Genomic DNA, 13,670 nt, shown 5'->3' with positions numbered 1-13,670 from the left:
CTCGGATTACTCTAGAGCGCACTCCGATCGAACGAAACGGTGTCCATTTCGGCTGAAAATGCTCTAGAGTCTGTCCGTTTCACGTTGAAGCGGACAGGTTTGGGGGCGCCTTGTTTACGTGTGTTGTCTTGGGGAAAGGTGATGCTCCCCTTTCCCTGACAGGCTCTGAGCGTTCACTTTTTTGTGTGCTTCAGGAGGTTCCCATCCCGCCCCAGGCTCCCTTGCCCCGCGTGTTTCGTGTCTCGCTGCCGGCCCTGCTTGCCGTGGTGGGGCTTCTGGCGGCCTGTGCCGGTCCCACGTCCACGCCGACGCGGTACACGCCGCCCTCCGGGTCCGGGGGGACGTACAAGGTGGGCTCGCCCTATCAGATCGGGGGGCGGTGGTACTATCCGCGCGAGGATTATGACTACGACGAAATCGGGGTGGCCTCGTGGTATGGCACCAGTTTCCAGGGCAAGCGCACCGCCAACGGCGAACGCTTCGATCAAAACGCGCTGAGCGCCGCCCATACCACCTTGCCCATGCCCTCGATCGTGCAGGTCACCAACCTGAGCAACCGGCGGTCCATTGTCTTGCGGGTGAACGATCGCGGGCCGTTCGTGGCCGGGCGGTTGATCGATGTCTCGCGGGCCGCCGCGCGGTCGCTGGGGTTCGAGCAAAACGGCGTGGCGCGCGTGCGCGTGCGCATTCTGGCCGACGAAAGCCGCCGCGTGAAAGCCGAGGCCCTGGGCGGCGGGGGCGGCACGGCGGTGGCCTCGTCGCAGGCGTCGTATGGAGAAGGGGCCTCTGGAGGGGAAACGTCCTCGGGGGGCTCGTCTTCGTCGTATTCTTCTCCCGCGTCCTATGGGTCTTCCGGTTCGTCGCGCGGCGCGGTCGAGGCCGCGCCGCTGGCGCCGCCGCCCCGGCAGTCTTCCCCGTCGTCCTACGGGGGAAGCACGGCGGGAAGCGCCGGCACCAACGTGGGCCAGGTTGTCTTGCCGCCCCCCCGCGCGACAGGGGAGGCCATGCCCGCGAGTGGGGTGGTTTACATCCAGGTGGGGGCTTTCGCCAATGTCGAGAACGCCAATGCCTTGCGGGCTCGCCTGTCTTCGTTCGGTCCGGTTCTTGTCACCCCGATCTATTTCGGCGATCATGAGCTTTACCGGGTGCGGCTTGGGCCTTTTTCCGACAGGGCCTCGGCCGAGCAGCGGTTGCGTTCCGTGCAGGGCGCGGGCCACCCGGAAGCACGCCTGATGACCGACTGACCCGGTTTCCGGGGGTCCATGAGGTGTGAAGGGCTCCTTGACCCGACCGGCAAGGGCCCCCGTGCCGTCCGGTCCAGACCGACCCGCCGGCCCTGATTCCAAAGACGTTTCCTCCGCGCCACCCCGGAGTCCCTTGTTCCCGAGCGTGTTTACAAGAACATGGTCCAACCGAAGGAGCGACAGGTCGTGATCGCCTGCCCGTTTTTCCGCCCTCCGCTGACGCCGTCCGCGCTGCCCCGCCTGGCCGTGGCCCTGGCCGTGGCCCTGGTTCTGGCCGCCCCTGGCGCCTGGGCCTTCGAGACCAAGGCCCGCGAGGCCTTCCTGATCGACCTGGAAACCAACACCGTCCTTCTCGACAAGGACGCCGACACCCCCATGCCGCCGTCGTCGATGAGCAAACTGATGACGGCCTACATGATTTTCGAGCGCCTGCATGAAGGCTCCCTGTCGCTCGATGACACGTTCACGGTCAGCGAAAACGCCTGGCGCGTGGGCGGCGCGGCCAGCGGCGGGTCCACGATGTTCCTGGAACCCGGCGCGCGCGTGCGTGTCGAGGACCTGCTGCGTGGCATCATCATTCAGTCGGGCAACGATGCCTGCGTGGTGGCGGCCGAGAACCTGGCCGGCGACGAAGCCACCTTCGCGCGTCAGATGACGCGCCGGGCCAAGGAACTGGGCCTGACCCACAGCAGCTTCGCGAACGCCACCGGCCTGCCCGATCCCGGCCACCTGATGACGGCGCGCGACCTGGCGCTGCTGGCGCAACACATCATCAACGACTTCCCCACCTACTACGAAATTTATTCCGAAACTCAGTTCACGTACAACGGGATCGTCCAGCATAACCGCAACCCCCTTTTGTACAAAAATCTGGGGGCCGATGGCCTCAAGACCGGGCACACCTCGATCGCCGGCTATGGCCTGACCGCCTCGGCCAAGCAGGGCGACCGCCGGGTGATCATGGTCATCAACGGCTTGAACACCACCATGGAGCGGTCGGAGGAAGCCGAGCGCCTGATCTCGTGGGCATTCCGGAACTTTGAAAACGCCACCTTGTTCCACGCCGGCGAGGTGGTGAGCGCGGCCGATGTGTGGATGGGGGCCGAGGACACGGTGCCCCTGGTCGTGCCCAAGGATCTGCTTGTCACCTTGCCGCGTGCCGCCCACCGTGACCTGTCGATCAAGGTCATGTACGAAGGCCCCGTGCAAGCGCCGATCGCCGAGGGCGCGCCGATCGCCCGCCTGGTGCTGGAAGGCCCCGAGATGACCCCGCTCAGCTTCCCGCTGGTCGCGGGCAAGGCCGTGGAACCGCTCTCGGCCGTCGGCCGGGTGTTTTCTTCCCTGGCGCACCTGATGTTCGGATGGGTCGCGACAACCGGCGATGCCGAGGGGGCCGCCGCTCCCGTCGCCGCGCCCGCTGCTGGAACCGGATCGTGAAGCGAGGGCGGTTCCTTGTTCTGGAAGGGGGCGATGGCGTGGGCAAGACCACCCAGCGCGCCCGCCTGATCACCGCGCTTGGCCATCTGCGCAGCCAGGGCGATCCCCTGAGCGTGCTGGCCACCCGCGAGCCGGGCGGCGCCCCGGGGGCAGAGGCCATCCGGGCCTTGCTGGTGGCCGGGGACACCGGGCGCTGGGATGCCCGGACCGAGGCCCTGTTGCACGCCGCCGCCCGGCGCGACCATCTGGTCCGCACCGTCTGGCCGGCCCTGGCGGCGGGCACCTGGGTGGTCAGCGACCGCTTCGCCGATTCCACCCGTGTCTACCAAGGCGCGGGAATGGGCGTGTCGCCGGACGATCTGGAGCGGCTGATTGCCTTTGTCTGCCAGGAGTTCCAGCCCGATCTCACCGTGATCCTTGATCTTCCCGCCGCGCGCGGCCTGGAGCGGGCCGCCCGCCGCCAGGCCCGCGACGGAACCCGTCCGGGAACCGAGGATCGCTACGAGCGCCTTGACGCGGCCTTCCATGAACGGGTGCGGGCGGGCTTCCTGGCGCTGGCGGCGCAAACCGGGCCCGACGTGCCGCGCCGGGTGGTGATCGACGCCGACGCCGACGAGGACACCGTCCATCGTCGCGTGCTGGCGGCCGTGCGCGACGCCTGTCCCGAACTGGAGGAGGCGGCGTGAACGCCGAGGCTGCCCAGGCACCCGAGGTTCCTCCGCCCCGCCTTGGTGTCGATCTGCTGGGTCACGAGGAGGCCGAGAAAACCTTTCTGGGGGCCCTGGCCTCCGGGCGCCTGGCCCATGCCTGGATGATTTCGGGGCCCGAGGGCATCGGCAAGGCAACCCTGGCCTACCGCATCGCCCGGCACATGCTGCGCCCGGATCGCGACGGCGCCGGGGCGCCGGGCCTGTTCGCCCCCGAGCCCGCGCCCGCCTCGCTCGACATGAGCCCCGACCATCCGGTGTTCCGGCGGGTCGCGGCCGGCTCGCACGGGGACCTCAAGGTCATTGAACGCGGCTGGATGGAGCAGAAAAGCGCCCAGCGCCGGGCCGAGATCGTGGTCGGCGACGTGCGCGACATCGGCCCCTTCATGCGCCTGACCGCCTCGGAAGGGGGGTGGCGGGTGGTGCTGATCGACGAGGCCGACCGCATGAACCGCAACGCCGCCAACGCGTTGCTGAAGGAACTGGAGGAACCGCCGGACCGTTCCTTGCTGCTGCTGGTCTGCCACAACCCGGCCCGCCTGCCGGCCACCGTGCGCTCGCGCTGCCGGCGCCTGGTGCTGCGCCCCCTGGCGTCCGCGCCGCTTGACGCCCTCATCGCCCGCCACCTTCCCGACCTCGCGCCCCAGGAGCGCGCCACCCTGGCCGGGCTGGCCGAGGGCAGCCTGGGCCGGGCCCTGACCCTGGCCCGGCAAGGCGGGCTTGCCCTGTGCGCCGACATGCTGGGCCTGCTGGGCACGGCGCCCGCCTTCGAGACGGGGCGCCTGCATGGCCTGGGCGATCGGATGGCCCGCGACGACGCGGCCTTCGCCGCCCTTTCCGACCTCTTGCCCTGGTGGCTCGCGCGCATGGTGCGCCGGGGCCTGGCGGAGGAGGGGCCTTCGGGGCCCGGTCTGCCGGGCGAGGATCCGGTGGCGGCCCGCCTGCTGGCGGCGGCGCCCCTTGATCGCTGGATCGAGGTGTGGGAAAACGTCGGCGCCCTGTTTGAACGGGCCCGCGCCGTTCATCTGGACCGCAAGCAGACGGTCCTTGGCGCTTTTCACCTGGTGGAACGCGCGTTTGGCTCCTCCTAACGGCCGCGTTCCCCGTCCGGTTCGGGAGTCCCTTGTCATGGCCGGGTCAAAACCCCGCTACTACGTCACCACCCCCATCTATTACGTCAACGACAAGCCCCACATCGGACACGCGTACACCACCTTGGCTTGCGATGTCCTGGCCCGCTTCAAGCGTCTTGACGGCTACGACGTGCGCTTTTTGACCGGCACCGACGAGCACGGCCAGAAGGTGGAAAAGTCGGCCCAGGCGGCGGGCGTCGATCCCCACACCTTCACCGACGGGGTTTCGGCCAATTTCCGCGCGCTGGCCCGCGCCATGGGCTTTAGCAACGATGATTTCATCCGCACCACCGAGCCGCGCCATCTGAAAGCCTGTCAGGCGCTATGGCGGACCTTGCTGGAGCGCGACGAGATCTATCTGGGGGCCTACAAGGGCTGGTACTCGGTCCGCGACGAAGCCTTCCACGGCGAGGACGAACTGACCCGCGATCCCGACGGCACCTTGCGCGCGCCCAGCGGCGCCCCGGTGGAGTGGGTCGAGGAGCCCAGCTATTTCTTCCGCCTCTCGCGCTGGCAGGAGCCCTTGCTGGAGTTCTACCGCGCCAATCCGGACTTCATCGCCCCGGACAGCCGGCGCAACGAAGTCATCCGCTTCGTTGAAGGCGGTCTGACCGACCTGTCGATTTCGCGCACCACCTTTTCGTGGGGCATTCCCGTGCCCGACGACGAAAAGCACATCATGTATGTGTGGATGGACGCGCTGACCAACTACATCACCGCCGTTGGCTATCCCGATACCGAGGGCGAGTATGCCCGCCTGTGGCCGGCCGACCTGCACATGGTGGGCAAGGATATCTTGCGCTTTCACACCGTGTACTGGCCGGCCTTCCTGATGGCCGCCGGCCTGGAGCCGCCCAAGCGGGTGTTCGCCCATGGCTGGTGGACCAACGAGGGGCGCAAGATCTCGAAAAGCGTGGGCAACGTGATCGATCCCCTGGCCCTGGTTGAAACCTATGGCCTGGATCCGGTGCGCTACTTCCTGCTGCGCGAGGTGCCGTTCGGCAACGATGGCGACTTCAGCCACCGCGCCATGATCGGGCGCATGAACGGCGAGCTGGCCAACGACCTGGGCAACCTGGCCCAGCGCACGTTGTCGATGATCGCGCGCAACTGCGCGGGCACGGTGCCCCAGCCCCAGCCCTTCACCGACGACGACCTGGCCCTGCTGGGCCCGGCCGACGCCTTGCTGGGCACGGTGCGCGCCGCCCTGGACCGCCAGGCCTTCCACGAGGCCCTGGAAGCCATCTGGGTGGTGGTGCGGGCCGCGAACGGCTACGTCGATCGTCAGGCCCCCTGGGCACTGCGCAAGACCGATCCCGAGCGCATGGGCACGGTGCTGTACGTGCTGGCCGAGGTCATCCGCCGGGTGGCCCTGCTCATGCAGCCCGTGGTGCCCGAGGCCGCCGGCCGCCTGCTTGATCAGGTGGGGCAGGGGCCCGACCAGCGCACCTTCGAGGCCCTGGATCCCGCCTGCCGCCTGACCCCGGGACTGACCTTGCCGGCTCCGGCCGGGGTGTTCCCCCGCTTCGTGGACCCCGCCGAGGCAAGCGGCGCCTGAAGCCCTTCCGGGCACGGGACAAGGAAACGCTGATCCGTTCCTTGTCCCTTTCCCGTAGGAACGAACGCTTCCGATCTGGTTCTTCCGGGACGGGGGCGTCCCTTATTCGCGAGAAAAGAAGAACACGACCATGCTGGTGGATAGCCATTGCCACCTGGATTTCCCCGACTTCGCCGACGAACTCGACCAGGTGGTGGCGCGCGCGCGTCTTGCCGGCCTGGGGGCGATGCTGACCATCGGCACCCACGTCACCCGCTTCGAGCCCGTGCGAGCGTTGACGGACCGTTTTCCCGACGTGTGGTGCACGGTGGGCATCCATCCCCACGAGGCCGGGCGCGAGCCTGTGCACGATGCCGAGGCGCTGGCCCGTCTGGCCGAGGCGCCCAAGGTGGTGGGGTTCGGGGAAACCGGGCTGGATTACTTCTATGACCACAGCCCGCGCGCCGATCAGGAACGGTCGTTCCGCGCCCACCTGGAGGCGGCTCGCCTGACCGGCCTGCCGGTGGTCATTCACACCCGCGACGCCGACGAGGACACCGCGCGCCTGTTGCGCGAGGAATACGAGAAGGGGCCCTTCACCGGCCTGATCCACTGCTTCAGCGGCGGCGCGGATCTGGCGCGAACGGCCCTGGATCTGGGGCTGTACCTGTCGGTTTCCGGGATCATCACCTTCCCCAAGGCGCAAAACGTGCGCGACGTGATCGCCACGGTGCCCTTGGACCGCCTGCTGGTGGAAACCGACGCCCCCTATCTGGCCCCGGTGCCGTTTCGCGGCAAGCGCAACGAGCCGGCCCATGTGGTGCACACGGCTGCCGCCGTGGCCCGGCTCAAGGGCGTGCCCGAGGAAGCGTTCCACCAGGCCACCACCGACAATTTCTTCCGCCTGTTCGCCACCTGCGTGCGTCCCGCCGGGCCGGCCGCCAGCGCCGCGTCGGCGTCGTGAGCGGGGACGACCGGGCGGTGATCGTGCGGGCCACCGTCCTGGGGTGCGGGGGATCGGGGGGCGTGCCCTCGCTGGGGACCGGGTGGGGGGTGTGCGATCCCACCGATCCCCGCAATGCCCGCCTGCGGCCTTCCCTACTGGTCGAGGCCGTGGACAGGAACGGGGCGGTGCTGACCCGCGTTCTGGTTGATCCCTCGCCCGATCTGCGCCAGCAGGCCTTGAGCGTCGGGCTGCGCCACCTGGACGCGGTGATTGTCACCCATGCCCATGCCGATCACATCCACGGCATTGACGACCTGCGCGAGGTCAACCGGGCCATGGGCCACGCCTTGGACCTGTGGGCCACGCCCCGGGTTCTGGGCGAATTGAACGGCCGCTTTTCCTATTGCTTCACGCCCCTGCCCGAGGGGGCGACCTCGATTTACAAGCCCTTGCTGATTCCCCGCCCGGTCACCTGGCAAGAGCCGTTTTCCATCGGGGCGTTGAGCGTGATTCCTTTTTTCCAGGATCACGGCTGGCGCATGGAAACCATGGGGCTGCGCTTCGGGCCGCTGGCCTATTCCACCGATGTGGTCGAGCTGGACGAGACGGCGTTCGCGGTGCTGGACGGGGTGCAAACCTGGATCGTGGACTGTTTCGGACAGGTGACCCATCCCACCCATTCCCACCTGGACAAGACCCTGGGCTGGATTGCCCGGGTCGGTCCCCGCCTCGCGGTGCTGACCCACATGGGGCCGGGGTTGGATTACAAGGCCCTGTCGGCGCGTTTGCCCCCGGGGGTGATCCCGGCCCACGACGGCCTGGTTCTGGACTGCCCTGCCTGGAGTCCGTCCGTTTCGCGTTGAAGCGGACAGACTTTTGATCTCTTTGTTTGAGTTTGTCAGGGAAAAGCGGTGCCCCTTTTCCAGGGCACCTTTTAGGTGATGAACACGGACTCGGCCAGGGCGACGGCCGGGGTGTCGTGGAAGGTGCCCAGCGCGGCAAGGGTCCGCGTATTGGGGCTGGCGCCCTCCTGGAAGGTGAACAGGGCGCAGTCGGTGCCGTCTCCCACCACCAGAAGGCCGTGCTGGTCGCGGCTCAGGGCGCCCAGGGCGGCTTGCAGCGACGCGTAGCCGTCTTCGTCGCGCCAATAAGCGGCCGGCACGTTTTCCATCACCAGAAGATCGATCCCGGAAAGCGCCGTCCCGGGCGAGAACAGCGAACGCGTGATCTGGCCGTCGCCGGTGCCATCGGCCAGGGCGGCCACGCTTCCCGTCACGCCCACCCGGGTGGCGCCGGGGAGGAATCCCCAAATGTCATCGCCGCTCGCGGCCTCGGCGTTGGGGGTGGAAAACACCAGGGCAAGCGGCCGCGCGCCGCCGTCGAGCCCGGGAACCAGGGTAAGGTCGTCGTGGCCCCGGCCCAGGCGCACGGTTTCCACGTCGCGCAGCACCATCCGGTTGCCGCGATCCCCCAAGGTCACGATGTCGGTGCCCCGTCCCCCCAGCAGGGTTTCCAGGCCGGCCACCACCACCGTGTTGCCGCGATCGCCCAGGGTGATCCAGTCCGCGCCCGCGCCGCCCACCAGGGTGTCGAGGCCGGCCACGATCATGGTGGTGCCGCGATCGCCCAGGGTGACCCAGTCGGCCCCCGCACCGCCCACCAGGGTTTCGATCGCGGCCACCAAGGTGGTGCTGCCACGCGGCCCCAGGGTCACCCAATCACCGCCGGTACTGCCCACCAGGGTTTCCAGCCCGCTTACGGTGATGGTTGAAGAAGACGAGCCATCCGCGTTGGGGGCAAGGCTGATCCAGTCGCCGCCGCGTCCGCCTTGCACGGTTTCGATGCCGCCAAGGGTCATTGTGTTGCCGCGATCGCCCAGGGTCAGGGTGTCCGGGCCGCGTCCGCCCGTCACGCGTTCGACGGCGGCGAGGGTCAGGGCGTTGCCCTGATCCCCGAGAAGGATGTGATCGAAGCCGGCGCCCCCCACCACGGTTTCCACGCCGCCCAGGACATTCAGCGCGCCGCCACGATCGCCCAGGGTGATCCAATCGGCGCCGGTGCCGCCTTGCACGGCCTCCACCGCCGCCATGACCAGGGTGGCGCCGCCATTGTCCAGGGTCACGCGGTCCTCGCCCGCGCCGCCCACCAGGGTTTCCACCTGGCCAACCACGATGGTGGCACCGCGATCGCCCAGGGTGACCCAGTCGCCGCCCTCGCTCCCCAGAAGGGTTTCGATGCCCGCGATCAGGATGCGCCCGGCGTTGGGGCCCAGGCGCACCTGGTCGAGGCCCGTGCTCCCGACCAGGGTTTCGATGCCGCTGACCAGAATCGTGGCGTCCGCCCCGGTCAGGCTCAGCCAGTCGCCTCCCTGACCCCCACTGACCCGCTCGACCCCTTCCATGTCCAGGGCGTTGCCGGTGTCGCCCAGGATCACCCAGTCGGCCCCCGTGCCACCCCGGACGGCTTCGACCCCTTGCACGTGCACGGTCTGGCCGGCATCGGCGAGGGTGATCCGGTCGCGGCCGCGTCCGCCGATCAGGGAGTCCACGCCGGCCACGGTCATGGTGTTGCCGCGATCGCCCAGGGTGATCGCGTCGCCGGTGCCATGCCCGATCAGGGTTTCGATCGCGGTCAGGATCAGGCGCGATCCCCCCCCGGCCAGGACCACCGTGTCCTGGCCGCTGCCCCCGACCAGGGTTTCGATGCCCTGGACCCCGACCCAGCCGCCCCGGTCGCCCAGGGTGATCCAGTCGGCGCCCGCGCTGCCTTGCACGCCTTCCACCGCCGCCACGATCAGGCGGTTGCCGGTGTTGTTGCCCAGCACGATCCGGTCGGTTCCCGGGCTGCCGACCACGGTTTCGATGTCGGTCACGGTCACGGTGCCGGCCTCGTCCAGGGTGATCCAGTCCCCTCCGGCTCCGCCGAGCACGGCTTCCACCCCGCTCACGCTCAGCGAGGCGCCCGCCGATCCCAGGCTGATCGTATCCGTGCCGGCGCCCCCGATCACCGTGCTGATGCCTTCCACCGCCAGGCGATCATCGTGATCGGACAAGATCAGTGCTTCCTGGGTCTCGCTGCCTACCACCAGCCCGACGTCGGTGACGGCCAGGCGGGTGGTGCCCGGGATCAAGTTGACCTGCAAGCCCCCCGTGCCGATGATCCGGCCCACGCCGCCCCCCGCCTGCACCGGGTTCGTGTCGTTGACCCGGACCACCTGCTGGTCTCCGCTGCCTTCGATCCGTTCGATTCCCGTCACCGCGACGGTCACCGCGCCGCCGACCACGCGCAGCGTGTCGAAGCCATCGCCCCCCCGAACCGTGTCGCCGGCGCCGGCCTCGATCAGGTCGTTGCCGGCGCCGCCGTCGAGGGTGTTGGCGGCGTCGTTGCCGGTCAGGATGTCGTCGCCCTGGCCGCCGGTCGCGGCCTCGATGACCACGCCCTGGGCAATGGCCAGGAAACGGCCCCCGGCGATGGTGCTGAAGCCGCCCTCGCGCAGGTCGATGGAAACCGCCTGGGTCTGGGCCGAGGCGTCGATACGGTCGGTGCCGCCCGTGTCCCACAGGCACGCCACCCGGTCGCGCGACAGGGCATAAACGGAATCGCCCGCGTTGGCGCTGGGGTTGACGCCGTATAAATATTGAATGGCCAGAACGTCGTAGAGCATGGGGCCGACATCGTGCACCATGCCCCCCAACCCCATGTAGGCGTTGGATCCGGCGTAGTAGGACATGACGCTGTAATCGCGATTGTCCAGGTACGAGGGCAGAAAGGGGCCCGGTGGCGTCGAGCCGCCCGCGTCGTAGGCCCCGGGGTGCTTCAGGCCCAGGGCATGGCCGATTTCGTGAATCAGGTTGGCGAACCCGGCGTGCCCGGGGGCGAGGCCGCCGCCCGCGTTATCGGGGTGCTGATTGTTCAGATAGACATCACCCCCCGGTGCCGGGTCCGTGTTCAGGGCGCCGGTGTCGGTGTACGAGGCGACGGGGAGATAGGCATAGGCCGAGGAGCCGGATTGCGCGCTGGTGCCAAACACGATCTGCCCCTCGCTGCCCACTTCCTGGAAGCGGAGGTTCGCGACCTGGGCCCAGGTCTGCAAGGCGGCGCGGGCGGCGGTTTTCTGCTCCTCGGTGAAGGGCTGAAAGCCGGCGCGGTCGGCATCGGTGGCATACGAGGGCACGCTGGTGGCAAAGGAATAGGTGACCACCGCCCCCGTGCCCAGGGCGCTGGTCACGTTCCAGCGCGCGCTGGTGCTCCACAGCAAGGAATCGATCCGGAAATCGCCGCTGATCTCGGGCATGGCCTGGTGTCCCGTTGCGCACAGCTTGCCCGGGTGCTGACAGCCGGACGGGCTTTATTCTGGCGTCGGGCCCCCGCTTTCGTCAATCGCGCCCGCTGCTTCGGCCGAGGGCGCGCAGGACCTCGCGGGCGTTTTCCTGAAGGCGCTGGGGCAGGCTGGTGGTGCGCAGGTTGGCTAGAATCAGGTCGGCCAGCGCCCCCGAGATCGTGACCGACAGCTCGATGGGGTAGCCGTCGTACACATCCGGATTGGCCCCGGCAATGCCCACGCCCACCGCCAGATCTCCCAGAAGCGGCCCGTTCAGGGTCAGGCTCAGGGTTTTGTACTGGAAGTTCTCCAAGGCGCGGCGCAGCAAGGCAACACCCCCGGGGTTCCCGGAGGGCGGGGGGGCCGGGTCGGCGGACGAGGGCGCGGGGCCGATGCGATAGCGCAGGTGGCCGGGCCCGCTGGCTTGCAGGTGGCCGTTTTCAACCCGCGCCGGGCCGTCGGCGAACACCAGGGGCAGGCGCCCGTCCAGGCGGCCGGCGGCGCTTACCTCCTCCAGGTCGAGGAAGGCGCTCAAGGCGGCCAGATCCACGCCCCGCACCGCAAGGGGGACCCGCACGGGCGCGCCGGTCAGGGGCACGGGGACCGGGCCCTCGGTTTCGATGGTGCCGTCCGCCAGGGTGAAGCGGGCCGCCTGAACGCGCAGGGCAAGGCCCCTGGCGTTGGCGGGCCGATCGGCGCCGAGGCGGGCGGAAAGATCCTGGATCGGCAGGCCGCCCAGGCGCCCCTGGCCCCGGTCCAGGGCCAGGTCGGCGCGCAGGCTCCAGCCGTCGCCCCAGGCCACGGTGCCCCTGGGGCGCAGGCGGGCGGTGAGTTTCTCCACCACCGTTCCCAGGGGCGGGTACAGGTCGGCCAGGGTCAGGGCCTCGGGAGCCAGGGATACCGGGGTTTCGTCGAGGCGGAGTTCCCCGGCCCCGGTGCCCGCGTCAATCCAGCCCGTGGCCGCGAGAACCGGCGGGGTTCCGGGCGCGTCCAGGGTCACGGCGAGGTCAAGGGGGCGACGGGTCGGGGTGTCCGGCTGGTCGGGCGCCTTCAGGTGGCCCACCAGGCGCAGGGCGCGGGGCGCGCGCGTGCCGCCGGTGCGCGTTCCGTCCTCGCCCGGCAGTCGTACCAGGCGGGCCGCGAAGGTGGCGGTGGGGCCGTTCAGGCTGGCGTCCACGTCCACGTCGGTCGCGTGCACGCCCGCCACTTCAACGGCGTCTGCCTGTGCGTGAAGAACCAGCGGCGGCGCGTCCTCGCGCGCGGAATACCCTCCGGTCACGCTGACCCCCAGCCCGCGCACGGTCAGCGGCGTCTGGTCGCCCAGGAGCATGGTGAGGGGGGCGGAGGGGCTGAACGCCGCGTCGATGTCCAGACGCCCGGGGCCCAGGGTCAGGCGGGCCGGGCGCGCCAGGGTGACGGTCACCGGATCGGGCAGGGCGGGCACGCGGGCGTTCAGGTCCAGGGCCTCAAGCGTCAGCACCAGGGCCTTGGCTCCCGGGGCCTTGGCTCCCGGGGCGTTGGCTCCCGGGGCCTTGGCTCCCGGGGCGTCGGCCTCGGGGGTCAGGTGGCCGTGGGCCGAAAAGGTCAGGCTGGCGTCGGCCCCGGGCAGGTGCACGCGCGCGTTGGTGATCGTCCAGTCGTCCACGCCCAGGGCCGGCACGACCAGGGGGAGGGAGAACGCCCCCGGCTCATCTTCCGACGATGTGGCGGCGGGCACGGCGAGGGTGGGGCCGGTGAGGGCAAGGCGGGAGAGCCGGCCGGTCGCCAGATCCTTCCAGGTCCAGGCCAGTTCCAGACGGTCCCAGGCCAAGGTGCCGTCGGCAAGGCGGGCGTCCTCCACCACCAGCCGGTCCAGGTCCCAGACGCTGACCCGGGCCGAGAGGGCAGGCAGGCCAAACAGGGGGGGCACCTGGGCCAGGGCCCACGGGGCCAGCGCCAGCCGCCCCAGGACCAGGCCCGCGACGAGGCCCAGGGTCAGCCCGGCGCCTCCCAGGCCGATCCAGGCAAGCAGGGGGCGCCGGCGGCGTGGCGCGCCAGGAGAAGGCGGGGAGGGCGAGGGCGCGGCGGACGGGGAAGAACGGGACAACGGGCCAGGCTCCGGAGGAACGACAAGGGATCCTCCCCGACGACCGGCCTGGACCGGTACCGGGGAAACGGTTGCCTTGCGGCGGTCTCCCGTGGATAACAGGAGAAGGGGCCGGACCGGAAGAGGGGTCCGCCCGACAGGAGTATGTCGGGGAAAAGAAGGCACGGCCTTTCCCGGACAAACTTAAACAAAATGATTCAGAATCTGTCCCTTTCGCCCTGAAAAGGAACAGGACGGACTCTAACGGGGAAGGGCTGTT

9 protein-coding genes are annotated in these 13,670 nt (G+C 69.5%); 7 read left to right on the top strand and 2 right to left on the bottom strand.

Features of this window, described 5'->3' with window-relative positions:
- Positions 1-230 precede the first annotated feature (230 nt).
- From ROR02_RS01440 to ROR02_RS01410, 7 genes are all read left to right on the top strand, one after another.
- A complete protein-coding gene (locus ROR02_RS01440; protein ID WP_246135345.1) occupies positions 231-1,244 on the top strand; it encodes a septal ring lytic transglycosylase RlpA family protein in 1,014 nt (337 codons plus the stop codon).
- 186 nt (positions 1,245-1,430) lie between these two features.
- Positions 1,431-2,681, top strand: a complete 1,251-nt coding sequence (locus ROR02_RS01435; RefSeq protein ID WP_246135343.1) for a D-alanyl-D-alanine carboxypeptidase family protein — start codon at positions 1,431-1,433, stop codon at positions 2,679-2,681.
- A complete protein-coding gene (tmk, locus tag ROR02_RS01430) occupies positions 2,678-3,367 on the top strand; it encodes a dTMP kinase (protein WP_246135342.1) in 690 nt (229 codons plus the stop codon). The genes ROR02_RS01435 and tmk overlap by 4 nt, the downstream gene beginning before the upstream one ends.
- The gene (locus ROR02_RS01425; protein WP_147162220.1) at positions 3,364-4,479 is read left to right on the top strand and encodes a DNA polymerase III subunit delta'; all 1,116 of its coding nucleotides are present in this window, start codon (positions 3,364-3,366) and stop codon (positions 4,477-4,479) included. Before tmk ends, ROR02_RS01425 begins: the two co-directional genes overlap by 4 nt.
- A 37-nt stretch (positions 4,480-4,516) precedes the next feature.
- Entirely contained in the window at positions 4,517-6,079 is a 1,563-nt protein-coding gene (gene metG, locus ROR02_RS01420; RefSeq protein WP_147162219.1) for a methionine--tRNA ligase, read from the top strand.
- 130 nt (positions 6,080-6,209) lie between these two features.
- A complete protein-coding gene (locus tag ROR02_RS01415; RefSeq protein WP_147162218.1) occupies positions 6,210-7,022 on the top strand; it encodes a TatD family hydrolase in 813 nt (270 codons plus the stop codon).
- Positions 7,019-7,867: an MBL fold metallo-hydrolase gene (locus ROR02_RS01410; protein WP_246135341.1), complete on the top strand. Its 849-nt coding sequence runs from the start codon at positions 7,019-7,021 to the stop codon at positions 7,865-7,867. The genes ROR02_RS01415 and ROR02_RS01410 overlap by 4 nt, the downstream gene beginning before the upstream one ends.
- A 71-nt stretch (positions 7,868-7,938) precedes the next feature.
- Here ROR02_RS01410 and ROR02_RS01405 read toward each other — a convergent pair whose 3' ends face one another.
- The gene (locus ROR02_RS01405; protein ID WP_147162217.1) at positions 7,939-11,298 is read right to left on the bottom strand and encodes a M10 family metallopeptidase C-terminal domain-containing protein; all 3,360 of its coding nucleotides are present in this window, start codon (positions 11,296-11,298) and stop codon (positions 7,939-7,941) included.
- Positions 11,299-11,380: 82 nt separating this feature from the next.
- Positions 11,381-13,411, bottom strand: coding sequence for an intermembrane phospholipid transport protein YdbH family protein (locus tag ROR02_RS17345; RefSeq protein ID WP_147162216.1), 2,031 nt, complete (start codon positions 13,409-13,411; stop codon positions 11,381-11,383).
- Positions 13,412-13,670: the final 259 nt, after the last annotated feature.

The sequence above is a fragment of the Pararhodospirillum oryzae genome (genome assembly GCF_007992075.1).
GTDB lineage: Bacteria > Pseudomonadota > Alphaproteobacteria > Rhodospirillales > Rhodospirillaceae > Pararhodospirillum > Pararhodospirillum oryzae.
This window is presented reverse-complemented; position numbering and strand designations above follow the sequence as displayed.